The sequence below is a fragment of the Duganella radicis genome (assembly GCF_009720825.1).
In the GTDB taxonomy this organism is placed as follows: Bacteria; Pseudomonadota; Gammaproteobacteria; order Burkholderiales; family Burkholderiaceae_D; genus Rugamonas; species Rugamonas radicis.
The window spans coordinates 506,490-527,557 of record NZ_WNKY01000001.1 but is presented as its reverse complement, the minus strand read 5'-3'; the positions used below and the strand labels follow the sequence as shown (position 1 = coordinate 527,557).

The 21,068-nt window shown below is 67.2% G+C and carries 11 protein-coding genes; all 11 read left to right on the top strand.

Going from position 1 to position 21,068, the window contains the following annotated elements:
* Window positions 1-5: 5 nt before the first annotated feature.
* The 11 genes from benA to GM676_RS02050 all read left to right on the top strand — a co-directional run bounded on the left by benA (window position 6) and on the right by GM676_RS02050 (window position 20,956).
* Window positions 6-1,361, top strand: coding sequence for a benzoate 1,2-dioxygenase large subunit (benA, locus tag GM676_RS02100; protein ID WP_155461712.1), 1,356 nt, complete (start codon window positions 6-8; stop codon window positions 1,359-1,361).
* Complete coding sequence (benB, locus tag GM676_RS02095) at window positions 1,358-1,837, top strand: benzoate 1,2-dioxygenase small subunit (protein ID WP_155461711.1); 480 nt, start codon at window positions 1,358-1,360, stop codon at window positions 1,835-1,837. Before benA ends, benB begins: the two co-directional genes overlap by 4 nt.
* Window positions 1,838-1,847: 10 nt before the next feature.
* A complete protein-coding gene (gene benC, locus GM676_RS02090) occupies window positions 1,848-2,873 on the top strand; it encodes a benzoate 1,2-dioxygenase electron transfer component BenC (RefSeq protein ID WP_155461710.1) in 1,026 nt (341 codons plus the stop codon).
* Window positions 2,870-3,652 carry a benzoate diol dehydrogenase BenD gene (gene benD / locus GM676_RS02085; protein WP_155461709.1) on the top strand — a complete coding sequence of 261 codons (783 nt, stop codon included), beginning with the start codon at window positions 2,870-2,872 and terminating at the stop codon, window positions 3,650-3,652. The genes benC and benD overlap by 4 nt, the downstream gene beginning before the upstream one ends.
* Window positions 3,649-4,401 carry a 3-oxoadipate enol-lactonase gene (pcaD, locus tag GM676_RS02080; RefSeq protein ID WP_155461708.1) on the top strand — a complete coding sequence of 251 codons (753 nt, stop codon included), beginning with the start codon at window positions 3,649-3,651 and terminating at the stop codon, window positions 4,399-4,401. Before benD ends, pcaD begins: the two co-directional genes overlap by 4 nt.
* 119 nt (window positions 4,402-4,520) lie before the next feature.
* Window positions 4,521-5,504, top strand: a complete 984-nt coding sequence (locus tag GM676_RS02075; protein WP_155461707.1) for a M64 family metallopeptidase — start codon at window positions 4,521-4,523, stop codon at window positions 5,502-5,504.
* Window positions 5,505-5,507: 3 nt separating this feature from the next.
* On the top strand, window positions 5,508-7,250 hold the full coding sequence (locus tag GM676_RS02070; RefSeq protein WP_155461706.1) for a hypothetical protein: 1,743 nt from the start codon (window positions 5,508-5,510) through the stop codon (window positions 7,248-7,250).
* Window positions 7,247-10,702, top strand: coding sequence for a DUF6603 domain-containing protein (locus GM676_RS02065; protein ID WP_155461705.1), 3,456 nt, complete (start codon window positions 7,247-7,249; stop codon window positions 10,700-10,702). Before GM676_RS02070 ends, GM676_RS02065 begins: the two co-directional genes overlap by 4 nt.
* 13 nt (window positions 10,703-10,715) lie before the next feature.
* Window positions 10,716-13,901: a hypothetical protein gene (locus GM676_RS02060; RefSeq protein WP_155461704.1), complete on the top strand. Its 3,186-nt coding sequence runs from the start codon at window positions 10,716-10,718 to the stop codon at window positions 13,899-13,901.
* A gap of 12 nt (window positions 13,902-13,913) precedes the next feature.
* Entirely contained in the window at window positions 13,914-19,127 is a 5,214-nt protein-coding gene (locus GM676_RS02055; protein ID WP_155461703.1) for a hypothetical protein, read from the top strand.
* On the top strand, window positions 19,124-20,956 hold the full coding sequence (locus GM676_RS02050; RefSeq protein WP_155461702.1) for a hypothetical protein: 1,833 nt from the start codon (window positions 19,124-19,126) through the stop codon (window positions 20,954-20,956). Before GM676_RS02055 ends, GM676_RS02050 begins: the two co-directional genes overlap by 4 nt.
* Window positions 20,957-21,068: the final 112 nt, after the last annotated feature.

Here is a 21,068-nt window from a genome sequence, read left to right as displayed (position 1 = left end):
GAGCCATGATCCCGATCCATAAAGCCAAGCCATCCATCGACCAGTATCTGGTCGAGGATCACGACAAAGGCGATTACCGCCTGCACCGCGCCGCCTTTACCGATCCTGAATTGTTTGAACTAGAGATGAAGCACATCTTCGAGGGCAACTGGATTTATCTCGCCCACGAAAGCCAGATCCCGAACAACAACGATTACTACACCACGCACATCGGCCGCCAGCCGATCTTCATCGCGCGTAATCGACAGGGCGAGCTGAATGCCTTCATCAACGCCTGCACGCATCGCGGCGCGCAGTTGTGCCGCCACAAGCGCGGCAACAAGGCGACCTACACCTGCCCATTCCACGGCTGGACCTTTAACAACAACGGCAAACTGCTGAAAGTGAAGGACCCGGAAGACGCAGGCTATCCGGACTGCTTCAACAAGGAAGGCTCGCACGACCTGAAACGTGTGGCCCGTTTCGAGAGCTACAAAGGCTTCCTGTTCGGCAGCCTGAATGACGACGTGGCCCCGCTCAAGGACTTCCTCGGCGAAGCCGCCAAGATCATCGACATGATCGTCAACCAGTCGGCCGACGGGCTGGAGGTGCTGCGTGGCTCCTCGACCTACACTTTTGAAGGCAACTGGAAGCTGCAAGCCGAAAATGGCGCAGACGGCTATCACGTCTCGGCGGTGCACTGGAACTACGCGGCCACCACCAACCGACGCAAGGAAGAAGCGGCGCGCGAAGACAAGATCAAGGCCATGGATGCCGGTAACTGGGGCAAGCAGGGCGGCGGGTTCTACGCCTTCGAGCACGGCCACCTGCTGTTGTGGACCCAGTGGGCCAATCCACAGGATCGTCCCAACTATCCGCGCCGCGCGGAATACGCCGAGCAGTTTGGCGGCGCCACGGCGGACTGGATGATCGAACGCTCGCGCAATCTGTGCCTGTATCCGAATGTGTACCTGATGGACCAATTCGGCTCGCAAATCCGCCTGCTGCGTCCCATCTCGGTCGATAAAACCGAGGTGACCATCTATTGCATCGCACCGAAAGGCGAATCGGACGAAGCCCGCGCACGCCGCATCCGCCAGTACGAAGACTTCTTCAACGTCAGCGGCATGGCAACCCCGGACGATCTGGAAGAATTCCGCGCCTGCCAACAGGGCTACAAGGGCATCGCGTTGGAATGGAACGATATGTGCCGTGGCGCGAAACACTGGGTGCAGGGCGCCGATGCCGCCGCCCGCGAGATCGGTCTCCATCCTGTGCTGAGCGGTGTGAAGACCGAAGACGAGGGCCTGTACACCATCCAGCACCGCTACTGGCTGGACGTGATGAAGAAGGCCATGAAGGCGGAAGGAGCAGCGAAATGATTCAGGATATCTGCGCCTTCCTCTACCGCGAATCGCGCCTGCTGGACGACGAACAGTGGGATGACTGGCTGGAGTGCTACCACCCGGACGCGCAGTTCTGGATGCCGTCCTGGGACGATGACGATCAACTGGTGACCGATCCGCAGCGCGAAATTTCGCTGATCTTCTATCCCACCCGCCAGGGCCTGGAAGACCGCGTATTCCGCATCAAGACCGAACGCTCCAGCGCCACCATGCCGGACACGCGCACCAGCCATAACATCGCCAACGTGGAGATCGAACAGCAGGAGGGGCGCGTCTACACTGTGCGCTTCAACTGGCATACGTTGAGCCACCGCTACAAGACGGACTTCAGCTACTTTGGCATGTCGCGCTACGTGATCGATTTTTCCGGCGAGCGTCCGCTGATCCTCAATAAATACGTGGTGCTGAAGAACGATTACATCAATCAGGTCATCGACATCTATCACATCTAAGGAGACGACGATGAGCTACAACATCGCCCTTCAATTCGAAGACGGGGTGACCCGCTTCATCTCGTGCAACGAGAATGAAAAGCTGGCCGACGCGGCGTATCGCCAGAAGGTCAACATTCCGCTGGACTGCCGCGACGGCGCCTGCGGCACTTGCCGCGGCCTGTGCGAATCCGGCAGCTACGACATGCCGGAATCCAGCTACATCGAAGACGCGCTGACGTCGGAAGAAGCGGCGCAGCGCCAGGTGCTGGCCTGCCAGATGAAGCCGACCTCCGACTGCGTGGTGAAGATTCCCGCCACCTCGGCGGCGTGCAAAACCGGCGTGTCGCGCTACACCGGCAACCTCGCGACCGTGCAGCAACTGTCAGCAACCACGCTGGGCTTCGCGATAGAACTGGAGCAGGGCGCCGATGTGAGCTTCCTGTCCGGCCAATACGTCAACGTCGAAGTACCTGGCACCGCGTTGTCACGCTCCTACTCGTTCAGCTCCGCGCCCGGCGCGCGCCGCTTCGAATTCGTGGTGCGCAATGTGCCGCAAGGCCGCATGAGCACTTTCCTGGCGAAAGACGCGCAAGTCGGCCAGCCGATTGCCTTCTCCGGTCCATACGGCAGTTTCTATCTGCGTGAAGTGCAGCGGCCCTTGTTGCTGCTGGCCGGCGGCACCGGCATCGCGCCATTCCTGTCGATGTTGCAGGTGTTGGCCGCCGGCGGCATGCGCCAACCGGTGCGCATGGTGTTCGGCGTGACCAACGATGTCGATCTGGTGGCGATCGAGCACTTGCAGCGCATCGCGGCGGCCCATCCGCAGTTCAGCTTCCGCACCTGCGTGGCGTCGGACGACAGCGCCCATCCGCGCAAAGGCTACGTCACGCAGCACGTCGACCAAGAGTGGCTGAACGGCGGCGATGTCGATATCTACCTGTGCGGCCCGGTACCGATGGTGAATGCGGTGCGGCGCTGGCTCAAGGATTGCGGTGTGACGCCGGCGAATTTCTACTTCGAGAAGTTCTCTGCCAGCAGCGAGGTGGCGGCATGAGCGCGCGCCGTTTCGAAGGCCAGGCGGTGATCGTCACCGGCGCCGGACAAGGCATCGGGCGCGGCGTGGCGCTGGCACTGGCGCGCGAAGGCGCGCGGCTGGTGCTGGCCGACCGCTCGGCCATCGTGGAGGAAGTGGCGGCCGAGGTGCGGGAACTGGGCGCCACGGGCGTGGTGGCGCGCGGCGATCTGGAAACGTGGGAGGGCGCGACGGAATTGAATGACATCGCCATTGCCGCTTTCGGCCGCGTGGATGTGTTGATCAATAATGTCGGCGGCACCATCTGGGTGCAGCCTTACGAGGAGTACAAGCCGGAACAGATCGAGGCCGAAATCCGCCGCTCGCTGTTTCCCACCCTGTGGTGCTGCCGCGCCGTACTGCCGCACATGGTGAAGCGCAAGCAGGGTGTGATCGTGAACGTCTCGTCGGTGGCAACGCGCGGGATCTACCGGATTCCGTATTCGGCGGCCAAGGGTGGCGTCAATGCGTTGACCGCCAGTCTGGCGATGGAGCATGCGCAGGACGGCATCCGCATCAACGCCGTGGCCACCGGCGGCACGGAAGCGCCGCCGCGCAAAGTGCCGCGCAACGCGCAGCCGCTGAACGAACAGGAACAGCGCTGGTATCAGGGCATTGTCGACCAGACCAAGGCCAGTAGCCTGATGCAGCGCTACGGCACCATCGCGGAGCAGGTCAACGCCATCCTGTTTCTGGCGTCGGACGAGTCCTCGTACATCACGGGCAGCGTGCTGCCGGTGGGCGGCGGAGACCAGGGATGATGCACTATCGGATTGACGGCCAGCGCGGCAAGCCGTGGCTGATGTTCTCCAACTCGCTCGGCACCGACATGAGCATGTGGGATGCGCAGACCGCGTTCTTCAAAAACGACTTCCGCCTCCTGCGTTATGACACGCGCGGCCACGGCGGTTCCGGCCCCCGGCCAGGACCGGTCACGCTGGCGGGCCTGGGCCAGGACGTGCTGTCGCTGCTCGACAGGCTGGAGATCGGGCGCGTGCACTTCTGCGGCCTGTCGATGGGCGGCGCGATCGCGCAGTGGCTGGGCATCCATGCGCCGCAGCGCTTGAATAAGCTCATCATCGCCAATTCCGCGCCGCGCATCGGCACGCCGCAAGGCTGGCAAGACCGCGCGGCGCAGGTGAGGGCGGGCGGGCTGGATGCGGTGGCCGACGGCGCGGCGGGCCGCTGGTTTACGCCGGATTTCGTGCGGCGCGAGCCGCAGCGCGTCGCCTCGCTGGTGGCAACGCTGCGCAACAGCAGCCCGGAGGGTTATGCCGGCTGCTGCGACGCGCTGGCCGAGGCCGACCTGCGCGCACAGATCCATGGCATCACCATACCCACGCTGTTGATCGCCGGCGCCAGCGACCCGGTCACCACCGCGGCCGATGCCGAAGCCATGCGCCAATACATCCCACATTCGCGCGTGGCGACGCTGGCCGCCTCGCACATTTCCAACATCGAAGCTGAGCACGCATTCAATCAGGCGCTCACGGATTTTCTGTCTGAATAGCCGGGCTAACTCTACCATTTTGATAGTGTTGCGCGAGATTGGCGGATTTAGGGCCAATCCGACAATAGTACAAATTAGCGTACTAAAATTGCTAACACTCTTCGCAGTGGAGCGAGCAAATGGCGAGCAAAATCTATCCCTTCGGCGTCGGCAATCCGCTGGACAACAGCTTCAAGCTGATCCTGGTTGCAGAAGGTTTCACGGCGGCCCAGAAGGCTGACTTTGCCGCCCTGTGCCAGGACTTGCTGGACGCCTTGCTGGCCACCACGCCCTTCAACGTCACGCGTGCCCACCCGGGATGGCTCACTGTGCTCAAGGTATTTGCGCCCAGCGCCAACGCCGGTCCGCGCATCGGCGCCGGAGGCGGCCATTCAACCGTGCTCGGCTCGTTCGTCGATAGCAGCACCAACCGGCTGGTGGTCGACCACGCCTTGCTGTACGCGCTGCTGAACGTTCAGGTGGTGACCGACAGCGCCGGCACCCGCAAGCTGAGCGAACTGGTCAGCCCCGGCGACATCATGATGGGGCCAACCGGCGCGGTGATCGCCGTCATCACGCCGGCCACGGCCAATCCGGCCCAGGGCGCGGACGACCATGTGCGGCCCGTCGACGACACCACCTACCATCTGGTGGCCACCACCGCCAATGGCCTGTGGCATCAAGTGGTGCTGCGCGGCATAGCGGCCGCGCTGGGCCTGGCCGATGAATTCGAGCGCCCCGACGCCGCCTATGCCAGCGCCTCGGACAGCAACAAGGAATTCCTCAACACTCCCAACGTGATTTTCCGCGATACCCCGCCCACCCTCAATTCGGATGTGCCGGCCTGGCGCCACGTCATGTCCGGCACGGAATGGCTGGCGCCGGCCGTGGTGCACGCCCATCCCCCCAATGACCTGCCCAACACCGCCGTGCCGGCCGCGCCCTCGGTGGCAGGGAAGATCGAATTCTGGGAGGGCGGCGCCGGCTACCGGCGCAAGAGTTACCGCTCCGCCGAAGACTGTCTGATGCGGCGCGCGCCCGGCCTCGGCTACCTGCCGGCTCGCAATCAGGCCGTGGCGTTTTGCCCGGTCTGCCTGGTTCATCTGCGTTCCATGCTGAGGTGAGCCATGGCTTATACCGGCGGCAAAACACTGGCCACGCAAACCACCATGTTCGAAGAAATCACCTGGGAGGAGGGCCCGGCCTCCGACTGGGTGCGCGACGCCGACGTCGGCGTCGCCGGCGCGCCGCCCGGCGTGAGCATGGGCTTGCCGGCCACCTCGGAAGAGGCCATCGACGGCCGCACGCCGTACTGGGAGTTTACCTACCGCATCGACAGCGCCGAAGGGCTGGTGATCACCAACGCGGTGGCGCGCGGCACCCAGCACTCGACCAGCGGCACGCTCAGCACGGAACGGGTGTTCCAGCGCATCGACTTCACCGACCTGGTGATCACCTTTGCCGACAACAGCAGCGCCACCTTCAACGTGGGCCGCGCGCTGACGGACGCCCGCTCCAGTTTCCAGTTCCGCCGCCACGGCGCCCGCCACACCGTCACGCCGAATGACCGCCTGATGCAATACGGACTGTGCCTGACCCTGTTCGACAATGTGCTGAGCGGCAGCGGCACCTGCGATGTGCGGCTGGAGATGGTGGTGGTATTCCGCGGCGCGATCAACGATTTCGATCCCGGTGGCGTGCCGGTGGCCATGGGCTGCTACCCGCAGTTGGCCTGGACCTGGTCGGCCGAAAACGCCAGCAAGCGGGTCGAGCGCTTCCGTGGCAGCGTGCGCCTCACGGTCGATAACGTGATGGCCGGCGAGCACACCGGCCACGGCGGCGGCCACGCGCCGGCCGCCAACATCGCCGGGTTGTACGCCGACAGCAACGCCTCGTTCATGAACCTCGGCAAGATGTTCTCGCTGGACGACGCCATCTTCAACAGCCGGGCCTCGGTCTACGGCCTGACCACCATCGGCGGCCGGCTGATGGGCTTGCCCGCGTCGTGGGGCATGGTGTTCGACTACATCAAGGCCAACTTCACCACGGAAAAAGAAGTGGTCGGCGTGTACGGGCCGAACGACGGCAATTTCTACCGCGCCACCACGCTGCGCCGCGCCAATTATGTGTGGCCGGCCGGACCGGTGCTGTTGCAGTACAACGCCTTCGTGGTCATCAAGGTCGACCGCCAGGGCCAGTACGACAATATCCACCTGCACGCCGACATGGGACGGCCCGACAAGCAAGGCAACATCCAGATCCATGCGCCGTTCTGCGGCCACAGCTGCGTGCACATGCACTGGCGCTGGTCCGGCATCGCCGGGCGCGGCGGCGGCGACCGCGCCTGGTACTACAATGGCTGGTCCAATCCGGCGGGCGGGGTGCCGGCCGCCCACACCACGCCCGGGGCGCCGCTGATCCCGCCCAACCAGCGCCTGCACGTGGCCATTTGCGCGCCGCGCGCGGCCCGGTTCAACGTCGACCACATCATCAATCCGGCGGCGCCGGCCGCGCTGCCGGTCCGCAACAAGGTGATCTGGTATTGCTCGGACATCCTGCAACCGGCGGCGGGGCAGAGGCAGGTGATTTGCGAGCACGGCATGGGCTGGGCCTACCGCTACGCCATGCAAAACGAGTCGGCGGCGGTGGATGGCATGACCGGCATCACCGCGTTCCGGCCGCTGCTGGTGTCGGCGCCGGCCACCCAGGCCGAGATGTCGGATTTCTTTGAAGAGTACATCTATCCCGGCTTCCGCTACTACAACTCGGCCGGCACCATGATCAACCAGGTTCCCGACGGCACCTACGACCGCACCCACGTCTGGGGCGGCACCACGCCAGCCACGCCCATCAAAGGGGAGGATCTATGAACGACCTGCTGATCGCGGTGCTGCGCGAGTTCCTCAACATCGTCGCGCCGTTCCGCACCGCCATTTCCGCGCCGGCCGAGATCGAAGCCCTGCTGGCGCGCTACGGCTGGGATGTGGAGGTGGGCGGCAACCAGCTCAATCCGCTGTCGGCCGCGTTCGCGCTCGATCCGCTGATCCAGCAACTGGCTTCGCGCACCGATCAACTGATCAGCGGCACCGACCAGCAGCGCTTGCACGCGCTGGTCGACGTGCTGCAATCGATCAAGGACACGGCCGCGCGCTTCTCCTCGCTGCAAGGCGCCTCGGTGGGCAGCGCGCCATTCAACCAGCCCGGCTTCTGGTCCGAACTGGCCGGGGCCATGCTGGACGATCTGCTGGCGGTGTATCTGGAGCGCCACCAGCCCCTGATTTTCTCCATCCTGCACGCCTTCGGCATCCAGCGCTACGAGCGCGTGACGCCCGCCGGCGCCAACCGCATGCCGTGGACCCGCAGCGTGCTGGACCTGGGCCAGTTGGGCAAGCTGTTCACCAATCCGGGCGGGGTGCTGCGCGATTTGTACGGCTGGGGCGGTCCCAGCCTCAACCATGCACGCCTGTTGGCCACGTTTGAGCGCATCGCCCTGGCGATGGGCGGCCAGGCCACCTTGCTGCCGCCGCGCCGCACCCTGGCCGACGGCCAGATCGCGCTGCCGCTGGCGGCCAGCCAGCACGTCCAGCAGCTGGACTGGATGCTGCTCGATGGCGTGGACAGCGCCACCCAGTCGCGCTGGCGGGTCGGCGTCTCGGTACTGCCGGTGCCGCCCAGCGCCGGCGCCGGGGTGCCGGGCGGCCTGTTGTTCGCGCCGGTGCTGGACGGCGCCGCCGGCCTGACGCTGCCGGTGGGCCAGGATGTCACACTGAAGATCGATGGCGCGTTCGGCGCCGGCGACGCGATCAGGCTGCGCCTGTTCCCCAACGACGTCCATGCAGTGGCCGACGCGGGCGCGCTGGAGCTGGCCGGCAAGCTCAGCGTGCGCGGCGCGCCGGACCAGCCGTTCCTGCTGTTTGGCAAGCGCGACAGCACCCGGCTGGAACTGGACGGTTTTCTGGTGGAGGGCGGCTTTGCCGGCACGCTGGCCAATCCGGAGGTGTTCTTCCGCGCCAATACCGGCGCGGAGCAGGGCAAGCTGCGGCTGTTCGTCGGCTTCACCGAGGCGGACGGCTTCATCAGGAAAGTGCTGGGCGACGGCTTTAGCGCCGATTTCGGCATGGACTTGCTGTGCTCGTCGCGTTCCGGAGTCAGCATCGCCGGCAGCGGCGGGCTGGAATTCCAGTTGCCGCTGAATATAGACCTCAGCTTCTTCAAGCTGGCCACGCTGTACGTCAGCGCCCGCGGCGGCAACAATGGCGTCGACCTGTCGCTGGGCGCCGGCTGCTCGCTGCATCTGGGGCCGTTACAGGCGATGGTGGAAAACATCGGCATCAAATTGTCGCTGGTGCCGGCGCCGGCCGGGCGCGGCGCCATCGGTCCGTTCGATCTGGCGGTGGCCTTCAAACCGCCGAACGGCATCGGCCTGTCCATCGACGTCGGTGTGGTGCGCGGCGGCGGCTATCTGTTCATCGACGCCGACCGCGGCGAGTATGCCGGCGCGCTGGAGCTGACCTTTGCCGGCTTCCTCAGCCTGAAGGCGATCGGCATCCTCACCACCCGCATGCCGGACGGCTCGGACGGCTTCTCGCTGCTGCTGATTATCACCGCCGAGTTCGGCTCCACCGGTTTGCAGCTGGGTTACGGCTTCACTTTGCTGGGCGTCGGCGGGCTGGTGGGGCTGAACCGCACCATGCAGCTGGAGGCGCTGGTGTCCGGCGTGCGCACCGGCGCCGTCAACAACGTCATGTTCCCGCGCGACATCGTCGCCAATGCGCCGCGCATCATTTCCGACCTGCGCGACTTCTTCCCGCCGGCACTGGGCACCTTCCTGATCGGGCCGATGGCCAAGCTGGGCTGGGGCACGCCGACGCTGGTGTCGATTTCGCTGGGCGTGATCATTGAAATCCCCGGCAATATCGCCATCCTGGGCGTGCTGCGGCTGGCGTTGCCGGCGGAAATCGCGCCGCTGGTGGTGATCCAGGTCAGCTTCATCGGCGCGCTGGAGTTCGACCGCCAGCGCATCTACTTCTTTGCCACGCTGTACGACTCGCGCGTGCTGTTCATCACCATCGACGGCGACATGGGCCTGCTGGCGGCCTACGGCGAGGATGCCAATTTCGTGCTCAGCGTGGGCGGCTTCCACCCGCGCTACACGCCGCCACCGTTGCCGTTCCCGGTGCCGGCGCGGCTGGGCATCACCATCCTCAACGAAAGCTGGGCGCGGGTGCGGGCCGAGGGCTATTTCGCGGTCACCTCCAACACGGCGCAGTTCGGCGCGCGGGTGGAGATTTACTTCGGCTTTGAAGTGCTGAGCGTGGAAAGCACCACCAGCTTCGACGCCTTGCTGCAATTCTCGCCGCTGTATTTCGATGTCGAGATTTATTCCAACTTCTCGGTCAAGGTGTTCGGGCTGGGCGTGTGGGGCCTGTCGATCCGCGTGCGGCTGGAAGGACCGGCGCCATGGCACGCGCGCGGCGAGGCCAGCATATCGCTGTTGTTCTTCGATGTCGACGTCTCGATCGACGTGACCTGGGGCGAGCCGCGCGGCGAACCGCTGCCCGACGTGGATGTGCAGCCGCTGCTGGCGGCCGAGGTCGGCAAGCTGGCCAACTGGCGCGCCTTCAATCCCACCGGGCGCGCCGGACTGGTCACCATGCGCAGCATCCCGCCGGAAGAGGCGGGCCTGATCCTGCATCCAAGCGGCACCTTGCAGATCGCGCAAAAACTGGTGCCGCTGGACGTCCCGGTCAGCAAGCTGGGCGGCAGCAAGGTGCGCGACGGCAAACGCTTCACGCTCTCGGTCGCCGGCGGCGCCCTGAACAAATCGGCCGACGTCAAGGAACGCTTCGCCGCCGCCCAGTTCAACGACCTGTCGGACGCCGACCGCTTCGGCGCCCCGGCCTTCGAGCCGATGAACGGCGGCGTGGAGCTGACGCCGGTGGGCCAGACCTCGTTCTCGTCGACCGCCATCAAGCGTTCCAACCGCTACGAACTGCTGACCATCGACAGCACCGGGCCCAAACCGCTGCGCAAGCTGCGCGGCCTGCATCCGCTGCTGTCGCAGCGCCTGCTGTCGGGGGCGGCGGTGTCGCGCTCCACGCTGTCGGCCCACCAGCAGCGCGCGCTGACCCCGTTCAAGGAAAAAGTGGTGGCCAAGGGCGAGGGCTATGCCGTGGCCTCTGCCGCCAACAACGCCCGCCACGGCGCCGCCGAATTCGGCAGCGAAGCCGAGGCGCGCGCCCATCTGGCTGGCCTGTTGCAGGCCAACCCTGCGCTGCACGGCCAGTTGCAGGTGCTGCCATCGTTCGAGCTCGCCGCATGACGGATATCCAGCCATGACCAATGCTTGCTACAGCTTCCTGCCCTGGTACCGGCGCGGCCTCGGCGGCCTGGTGACCGGCGTGCCGCCCGCCGGCGCCCAGCGTCCGACGGTGCAGGTGACCGTGAATGTCGGCGCCGAGCCGGCCGGCGGTGGCGCCGTGCCGGATATGGCGGTGCCGCAAACCCTGTCGTTGTACGGTCCCGGCGACGTCACCGGCATCGATCCGCACGCCGTCATCCGTTGCGAGCCCGGCAAGGGCATCAGCAATGTCGAACCGAATTACCTGGCCAGCATCGAGTTCTACGATGAAGACCTGCCATGGCGCTATTCGCCGGAAGGTCCGACCAACAGCGGCTTGCGGCTGGCGCCCTGGCTGGCGCTGGTGGTGCTGGCCGAGGGCGAATGCAAGGATGGCCGCGACCTGCGCGGGCGGCCGCTACCGTTTGTGGAGGTGGCCGGCTTCGATCCCTTCCCGCCGCGCAGCGAGCTGTGGGCCTGGGCGCATGTGCACGTCAACGCCTCGCTGTCCGGCACCGATGCGGAATTCATTTCGGCCGACATGGCGCAAGTGCTGCCGAGGCTGGACGCCTTGCTGGCCAAGGATGCCGACGCCGCCTATTCGCGGCTGGTCTGCCCGCGCCGGCTGGAGCCCAACACAAGCTACACCGCGCTACTGATCCCGGCCTACGAAACGGGCCGCCTGGCCGGCCTGGGCCATCCGCCGACGACGGCGCCATCGGCCAGCGCCATCGCCTGGGACAGCTATCCCGGGCGGCTCGAAGCGCTGCTGGTACCGTATTACTACCGCTGGCAATTCCGTACCGCCGAGGTGGGCGATTTCGAAACCCTGGTGCGGCGCCTGAAAGCGCGCGTGGTCGACGCCAAGGTCGGCTACCGCGATATCGACGTGCAGCGGCCCGGCTTGCAGTTGCCTGGCATCGCCAGCGAGGAACTGGGCGGCATCCTCAAGCTGGGCGGCGCCTTGCGCGCGCCCGAATCCGCACTCGACCCGGCCCAACTGGCGCTGCGCAAGAAATACGAGGAATGGGATGTGCCGCCGCATGCCTTCCAGGCCGCGTTGGCCGGCCTGATCAATCTGGGCGATGACTACCTGCTCAAGCCGGCGCCGGACGCCCACGCCGCCAGCGGCGCCGAAGTCGGCACCCGCGCCGAGGACGGCACCGAGGAAGAGGTCTCGCCCGACCCGCTGGTGCTGCCGCCGCTGTACGGCCGCTGGCACGCCGCCGTCGACCGCCTGCTGACGCAAGCCGATGGCAGCGCCGTGCCGCATCCGCACAACTGGGTGCACAACCTCAACCTGGACCCGCGCCACCGCGCGGCCGCCGCCGCCGGCACCACCGTCATCCAGAAGGGGCAGGAAACCTATATGGATGCGGCCTGGGGACAGGTCGGCGACGTGCTCAAGGCCAACCGCAAGCTGCGCCACGCGCGCTATGCGATCGAGATTTCAGCCGTGTGGCATGAGCGCCGCTTCGGCAGCGCCGCCAAACGGCCCGAGCGCTACCTGCGGCTGACGCGGCCGGTGCACCGGCGCGTGCTCAGCGGCGCCGCCAGCGTGCGCGCCCAGCTGGAGCGCAGCCGCGTGCGGCCGGCGCTGCTGTCGTACACGGCCAGCCGCCTGCTGCGGCCGGGTGGACGCTTGCTGCGGCTGGCATCGCTCAAACAAGGACTGGACCGCGAGGCGCTGCTCAAGGCCGTCAACGACGGCAGCCTGCGCATCGCCAGCGTCAAGGCGGCGCCGCGCGGGCTGTACACCACGCTGGTGCTGGCCGAGAAATCGCTGCCGCGCGCCATCGAGCGCCAGCAGGTGCCGGCCGGGCGCGCCGACGCCGCGCTTGCCATGGCGCGGCTGCTGTCCGACCGCAAGGCCTCGGCCCAGGCCTTCGGCAAGATCAAGCTGGACGTCATCGGCATCATGGAACCGGGCCAGCGCGATCCGGGACGCGGCAAGAATCCGGAACAGGAAACCCACGACCTGGGCTTGGCCGCCAATGCCTGGTTCGACCTGGTGGGCGCCAGCTATGCGGCCGCCGAGCGCCCCGAGTTGCAAGCCATCGATATCGATGGCGTGGGCAAGGACTTGCACAGCGCCCTCGATCCACGCATCGCGCTGCGCAACCGCACATTGCGCGGGCTGGAGATTCCCCAACGGCTGCTGGACGCCATGCCGGAAGAATTCGACGAAATCTGGGCCCATCCGGTGATCGATACGCCGATGTACCAGCCGCTGCAAAAGGAATCGACCGAATTCCTGATGCCGGGCCTGCATCTGGTGGAGCCGGACAGCATTACCGCCGTCACCACCAACCAGGCCTTCATCGAAGCGTATATGGTCGGCCTGAACCACGAGTTCGCGCGCGAGCTGCTGTGGCGCGAATATCCGACCGACCAGCGCGGCTCGGTGTTCCGCCAGTTCTGGGACGTGCGCGGGCAGGTGGCGCCGCCCGGCGCCGATCCCGACGTGTTCCGCGACAGCCTGCGCGACATTCCCAAGATCCATCAATGGCCGCGCGCCTCCACGCTGGGCAAGCACGACAACCGCGAACCGCCGGGCGAGCAGAAGGAAAACGTGGTGCTGCTGATCCGTGGCGAGCTGCTGAAAAAATATCCCAACATGGTGATCTACGCGCAACGCGCCAAGTGGGGACTGAACGGCAGCAACCAGCCCGATGTGACGCGCGAACGCGAACTGATCGAGGTTGCGGAAGCCCAGATGGACAACCCGCCGCACGATCTGCTGCGCTTCCCGCTGTTTGAAGCCAAGGTCGAGCCCGACGTGTATTTCTTCGGCTTCGACCTCGACGAAGCCGAGGCCAAAGGCCGCGTCTCCGGGCCGCCGACCGCCGACAACGCCGGCTGGTTCTTCGTGCTGAAGGAGCGGCCGGGCGAGCCGCGCTTCGGCTTCGACACCAGCCGCGGCGGCGGGCCGCAAACCGTCAACGACATCATCTGGAGCGATCTGATACCGGCCGGTTCCACCCGCCAGTTCATCGATCCCGCCGTGCCGGCGCCGGTGCTGGCGCCTCTGGGCGGGTCGGACCACGAAAAAGACTTGCAACGCGCCGACGATGTGATCGTCCTGACCGCGCAGGTCTCGGCCGCGCGCTGGGCCTACCTGCTGTACCAGGCGCCGATGATGGTGGCCATCCACGCGGCCGAACTGCTCAAGCGAACCTGACAAGGAGAAGCCATGCCAGATCCCCATGCCGATCCACGCGAAGCGGTGCGCCTGTTGCCGGACCGCGATCCGCTGCTGCTGTTGCCGCTGCGTCTGGAAACCCGCTTCGTCCAGGGGCGGCAAGGCAAGGAATTGTTGGTGCGCGTGTATCCGGACAGCTGTCTGGTCGACAGCCACGACGAGCGCCTGAGCGAGGCCGAACTGGCGTCGGCCAAGCGCTACTGGGCCGAACGCTGGTGCGCGGCCGGGCAGCGCAACGCCCATCTGGCCGCGTGGCGCGAGCTGGTCAACCGCCATGGGGCGGGCCGCGCGCGCCACATCCTGCAAGCCTGGCAGCCGCTCAATCCGGCCGACGAGCCGGTGGTGGCCGGCGATGCCATCGTGCTGGTCATTCCGGTGGCGGCCTTGCCGGCCAAGGCGCAGGAAGTGGCCGACTACTGGAAAGCCGTGTGGCTGGCCGACGGCGCGCCAGCCGGCGTGCAGGCGGCCTACGATCAACTGGCGGCCGCACTGGGCGAGGAGCAGGCGGCGCAGGCCATCGCCGCCTATGTGCCATGGCGCTTCACCGAACGCGGCTCCGCCGGCGGCACCCGCACGCTGGCCGGCATCGCCTGGCTGCAACTGCCGCCCGATCCGGCAACACGGCCGGCCTCGTGGAGCGGTTCGGCGGTGGCCGATCCCATGCCGGGGCGCTTTGTGCTGGTGCTGTCGCGCGGCGCGGTGCGGCGCGAAGTGCTGGGCAATGAGGTGCGCCAGCCGCTGTATGTCAGCTTTGATCCGTCCGGCCTGCTGGGCGGCGGTCCTCCGGCCGCCGACGGCGCCAGCCTCAAGTTCCCGGACGAGACTCGGTGGCTGGCCGATTTCGAGGTGGCGCTCAAGTTCGGCATGGGCTTCCGCGTGCCGCTGGCGGCGGAAGAGGAAGAGGGCTTCGACCGCCTGTACGTGGTGGGCGTGATGATCGAACCCGAGGCCAAGCGCGGCCGGGGGCGGCTGGAAAACTTCCTGACCCACCGCCTGCACTCGCGCGCCGACCTTGAACTGGTGCCGCTGGGCACGCCCACCAACAACACCGAGGAAGAGGGCGCCGGCTTCACCGGCCGCCCCGATCCGGAACGTCTGTTCGATACGCTGATGGGCCCGGGCCTGTTCCAGCCGGCCGGCGATCCGCTCGACAAGAGCGACGGCCAGCGCCTGGCCGAGGCGCTGGGCATCGATCCGGCGCTGATGGCGCGCGTGTTCAATGCCGACGGCAGGGACCAGGCCATCGCCCACGCCATGCGCACCGCGCTGTGGCCCGGCACCATCGGCTATTTCCTGTCGGCGCTGCTGGAGCCGGCGCTGTCGCGCACCACGATTGCCAACACGCGGCGCCACTTTATCGACCAGGTGTGCGGCGGCGGACGGCTGCCGTCGATCCGCATTGGGCGCCAGCCTTACGGCATCCTGCCGGTGACGGCCTTCGACCGTATCGCCTGGCTCAAGCCACGCTCGCGCTGGGGGGCGCGCGAACCCTTGCTGGCCAAACTGCTGCCGCTGCTGCAAACCATGCGCGCGCGCTGGCGCGACTATGCTGACAACGTCAAGCAAGCCGGCGGCGACGGCGATGCCGGCGCGCAGCTGCTGGATGTGCTGGGCCTGAATCCGGTCTCGGCCGAATTCCACTTCCGCTATGCGCAGGGCGACAAGCACCTGCTCAATCTGTTCCGGCTGGTGAGCACCAAATGGGCCGACCTGCCCGAACCCAAGGTGGTGGAAAAACAGGTGATGGATTATCTGGCCGGTCTGGGCGTGGTGCCGGCCGAGGTGCCGCAGATCGCGCGCCTGCTGCTGCATCACCTGCAAGGCGTGCTGGATGGCGGCACGGTGGCGTCCGAGCCGCTGCAAGCCGGCTACCAGACCGAGCATCAGGCCTACATCGGCTGGCTGATCGAGGCGGCCCACAAATCGGTCAGCGCGCTGCGCTTGCAGCAGGGCTTGCCGGGCGGGCAGATTCCGCATGCGCTGCTGTACATCCTGCTGCGGCACGCACTGCTGCTCGCTTACAGCGACGCGGCCGTGGCCACCAAGCTGGCCACCCTGACGCCAGAGGACAAGCCGGAGGTCTGGACCCGCGCCTTGCAGCGCGAGGAGGGACTGCCGCACATTCAGGTCAAGCCCGGCCCGATCCAGGAAAGCCGCTGGGGCCTGCTGTTCAGCCAGTTGCCGGCACAGAGCGTCGCCATGGCCGACTACCTGACCGCCAATATCGGCAAGATCAAGGAAACCGCCGCGCTGGCGGAGCAACTGCGGGCGCTGAAGCTGCTCACGCAATCGAGCCGGACGCAGGCCGACCGCGCCTTGCGCCATCATCTGGATACCTGCTCGCACCGGCTGGACGCGTGGCTGCTGTCCATCCCCAACGCCCAGTTGGCGCGGATGGAACGTTCCGGCATTTATCTGGGCGCCTACGGCTGGCTGGAAAACATCCGTCCCAAGCACGCGGTGCTCAAGCCGGCCGACATCGACGACGCCGACCAGAAACGCCTCGATCCCGAACAGCAGTTGCCGCCGCTGATGACGGATTCCAGCAATGGCGGCCTGATACACGCGCCGTCGATGGACCAGGCGGTCACCGGCGCCATCCTGCGCAGCGCCTACCTGACCGCGCACAACGATGAGGAGCGCGGCGCGCTGGGCGTCAACCTGTCGTCCGAACGGGTGCGCAACGCGCTGGCCCTGATCGACGGCATGCGCAGCGGCCAGAGCCTGAACGCCTTGCTCGGCTACCGCATGGAACGCGGCCTGCACCAACGCTACGCCGAAGCCGAAACCGACGCCTGCATCCTCGACCTGCGCCTGGCCTTCCCGCTGGTGGCGGGCAACCTCAGCGAAACCGCGCCGACGGCCGGCGAGGAGGGGCTGGTGGCGGCCCGCAATGTGCTGGACGGCGTGCGGCTGGTGGCCCACATGCGCCGCACCGGCAAGCGCGAGTATCCGTTCGGACTGGCCCTGCCCAACGCATCGGCCCCGCAGATCAAGGTCATCAGCGAAGAAGCGCAACGGCTGGAGAACCTCAGCGACGCCGTCAGCGACCTCATCATGGCCGAGTCCGTGTACCAGTCGGTGCAGGGCAATTTCGACCGCGCCTCGGCCGCGCTGGATGCTTACGCCAAAGGCGAGCTGCCGCCAGTACCGGATGTGGTGCAGACGCCCAGCACCGGCATCGCCCTGACCAGCCGGGTGGCGGTGCACCTGCATGCCACGCTGGCGGCGGAAGACGGCGCCTCACCGCGTGCCCAGGCCGAGCCGGAACTGAATGCCTGGCTGGCCACCCTCCTGCCGCCGCTGGACCGCGTCGGCTGCCGCGTCGCATGGGACGATCCGGTCAGTGGCCAGCACGAAGACCATCCGCTCACGCTGGCGGCGCTCGGCCTGGCGCCGATCGACCTGGCCTGCCTGTGGCAATCGGCCCAGCCCGATGCGCCGTTCGCCGCCATCGCCAGCCTGGCGGCCGAATATGTGTGGGGCCAGCATGCAGCCGCGTTCCGCGCCGACGCCACGCTGTCGCTTTCCTTCGCCACGCCGCCCGCCGCCGATGCCCTGAGCCTGGTGGAGGCCGGGGCCTTGCTGCATCATGTGGCGGCCGTCGTCAAGCAAGCGCGGCCTTTGCGCCCGACCGATCTGGTGCTGGACCAAGCCGCCACGCTGGACATGACGCGCGGCGTCGACGGCGACGTCTCGGCGCTGAGCGCACCGCTGGCCCAGCTCGGCGTGCTGCGCGCGCAAGCCCAGACCCTCTCGGGTGTCTGCAACACCGCGCTGGCCGATCCGGCGCCGCGCAACGGCGGCGCGCTGGCCGCGCTGGATGGCGTGATCGTCCAGGCCGTGGCGCTGTACGCGCAGGCGGGGCGCTTCGGTATCGAACACAGCAGCCCCGATCGCTTCCGCGACATGCAGCGCCGCTTGCTGGCCACGGTGCAAGGCGACACCGCGCAGCTACGCGACGACTGGCTCCAGCGCCTCGCCCGCTGCGACAGCGCGCTGGCCCAGCTGGCCGGCGCCAGCGCGGACCAGCGCGCCACCATCCTCCGCGCGGCCGATCTGGAATTGCCGGCCAGTGTGCCGGCCGCCGGCGCCGACAGCGCCGCCCTCGAAACCGCCGTCCGCGCACGGCGCGACGCCTTTGCCGCGCTGGCCGCCAACCTGGATGCGCTGACCAAGGTGCGCGGCAGCGGCATCGCCGCCGCCGTGGCCGGGCTGGAAGCGGTGCTGGCCCATCCCGACTTCCGCACCGAACTGGTCGGCACCGACACCTTGCGCAACGAAATCGCCGCCGGCGTGGCGGAGCTGGCGAGCGGCGCGTTTGCGCTGGCGGGCGTGGCGGCGGCGCGCGAGCAGGCCGTCAACAAGGAGCTGGTCAAGCTGGCGGCCAGCGCCGATTCGGCCAAATACGCCGACCTGGCCACGGCCGCCGCGCAGGCCCTGTTTGGCGAGGGTTTCCTGCACCTGCCGCGCTTCCAGTTGGCGGCGCCGGTGCTCGACGCCTTCCAGAGAGCGCTGGCCGACGCCCAAAGCGGCGTGACGCTGAACTACCTCACACAGCAGGCCAAGATCCCGTTCCCGGTCGACGAATGGCTGCACGGCGTGGCGCGCGTGCGGGCGCCGGTGCAGTCGCTGGAAGGCGCCATGCTGTATGGCGAGGCGCTGGGCGTGGCCGAACTCAGCCTGCTGCCGCTGCAATTGCCCTACAAGGAAAACGACAGCTGGCTGGGACTGGAATTCCCCGACACTTACGACATCGACGGTGCGCGCCTGCTGCATACGCTGCACCTGGCGGCGCCGCCCGACGCCAACGGCTATTTCAAGGGTCTGGTGCTGGACGAATGGACCGAGGTGATACCGGGCGCGCGCCGCACCGAGCAGACCGCCGATGCCGACCTGCACAGCGCCAATACCGGCGTGGCCTTCCATTTCGACCGGCCGAACGCGGAAGCGCCGCAATCGTTCCTGCTGGTGACGCCGGCGACATGGGATGGCGCCTGGCATTGGGAAGACATCGTCGGCGCGCTCGATTCGACCTGGGAACTGATGCGCATCCGCGCGGTGGAGCCGGAGCATCTTGCCGACCCGGCCCTGGGCCAGATGCTGCCGGCCACCTACATGGCGGCGGCCTCGCGCGACATCACCATTTCCGCCGTGCTGGCGGCCAATATCCAGGTTGCCAAATACATGAAGGTAGCGCCATGAACGACCGCTTCGTCATCCCCAAGCTCGAAAGCGAGCTCACGCTGCGCAAGTTTCCCACCATGGTGGGCTGGAACCGGCTGGAGGGGCGGCCGCGCACCGACGATCTGAAGGACGCGCTGCGCGCCGAAGTGCACGACGCCCTGTTCATGTGCACGCGCCAATGGCAGATGGGCGAATACAAGGGCGACGACGCCGGCTCGCCGATCGCCGTGGCGTCGCTGGCGTCGGCTGCGCCGCTCACGCGTTATCAGTGCGGGCAGGCGGCGCCGGCCGATCTGCAAGGCGGCATGCCGCTGGAAGCGCGGGTGGAAGCGCGGCCGATTCCGTTCGAGGCGGCGGGGAGGGCGGTGGCGCTCGACTTGCGCTTGCAAATCGGCCGCTACTGGCTCAAGCTGGCGGCCGGGGTGGGCGACTTCGCGGCCGATTACATCCAGCTGTATCCGGTCGACGCGCGCGATCCCGCCGATCCGCGCGACGCCAGCGCCTGCGCCCATGCCGACGTGGTGCAAAGCTTTGCCGCCGCGGCCGGGCGCGCCATGGACGGCTGGAAGCTGCTGCGCCATCTGGACGGCGTTGGCGCCAGGGCCTCGGACGGCGTGAACGCGGCGGCGCAGGCCGACAAGGACCGGCTCGACGCGCTGGCCGAGGTGCTGCTGGCATGGTACGCGCGCCAGTACGTGGCGTCGGCCGCGCCGGAAGAGGACGCGTGGTCGCCGCAGCAACTGGAGTATCGTTTCAGCCTGTCGGGCGCGTCGCAGTCCGGCGAAAAAGTGCTGACCGCCGACAGCTACGCCAGCGGCCATCTGGACTGGTACAGCAGCGACATCGACCGTGACGCCGCCAGCCTGGGCGCACCGGCCGACGTGACGCAACTGGCCAGCGCCGGCGTGCCGGTGCCGATCCAGTTTCCCGGCATGCCCAACACGCGCTGGTGGGCGTTCGAGGACGGCCGCGTCAACCTCGGCGCGCTGGACGTGTCGACCACCGATCTGGGCCGCATGGCCTATCTGGAATTCGCGCTGCTGTATGCCAACGACTGGTATATGCTGCCCCTGACGCTGCCCAGCGGCAGCCTGGCGCAGGTGCGCGGCATCGCCGTCACCACCGTGTTCAACGAGCGCTACTGGGTGCGCCCGACCGGCAGCGGCATCGATGACGACTGGCGGCGCTGGACCCTGTTCACCAACAGCATCCGCGGCAGCGAGCGCGCAATCGCCGACACCGGGCTGCTGCTGGCGCCGGTCAGTCCCAAGATCCAGCAGGGCGCGCCGCTGGACGAAGTCCTGCTGACGCGCGACGAAATGGCCAATCTGGTGTGGGGCATAGAACGCAACGTGCCGCTGCCGGATGGCCGGGTGCGGCCGGGCGCCGAGGCGGCGCGCGAACTGCGGCGCTATTTCGAACAACTGGCCGGCGCCGTGCCACCGGCAGCGGTGATGCCGGCGGCGTCCTTGCGCTATCAGGTCATGTCATCGGTGGCCGAGCACTGGATACCGTTCCTGTCCGCGCGAAAGAAGGATTCCAATCGCGAAACGCTGCTGCAACGCGGCTCCATGCTGCGCCATATCGAAGGCGACGCCGCCAAGCCGCGCCGTATCACGCCCCGCACGCCGACCTTGCGCGAAGGACTCGACCAGCAACAGCCATACTTCATTGACGACGAAACCGTGCCGCGCGCCGGGGTCGTGGTCAAGCGGGCGTTCCGGCGCGCGCGCGGCCACTTCGGCAAGACCTATGTATGGCTGGGCATGCACAAGCAAAACGGGCGCGGCGAAGGACAAAGCGGTCTGGCGTACGATCAACTGCTGCCCCAGGAGTACCAGCGCTAAATATCAGGAAATCCCTACGGCGAGATCAGCATGGCCCGATGGTTGCCTGCCGGCCCCGGACTGATAATATAAAAATGCTACTTACATTGCAATTTTTATAAATCAGATGAGG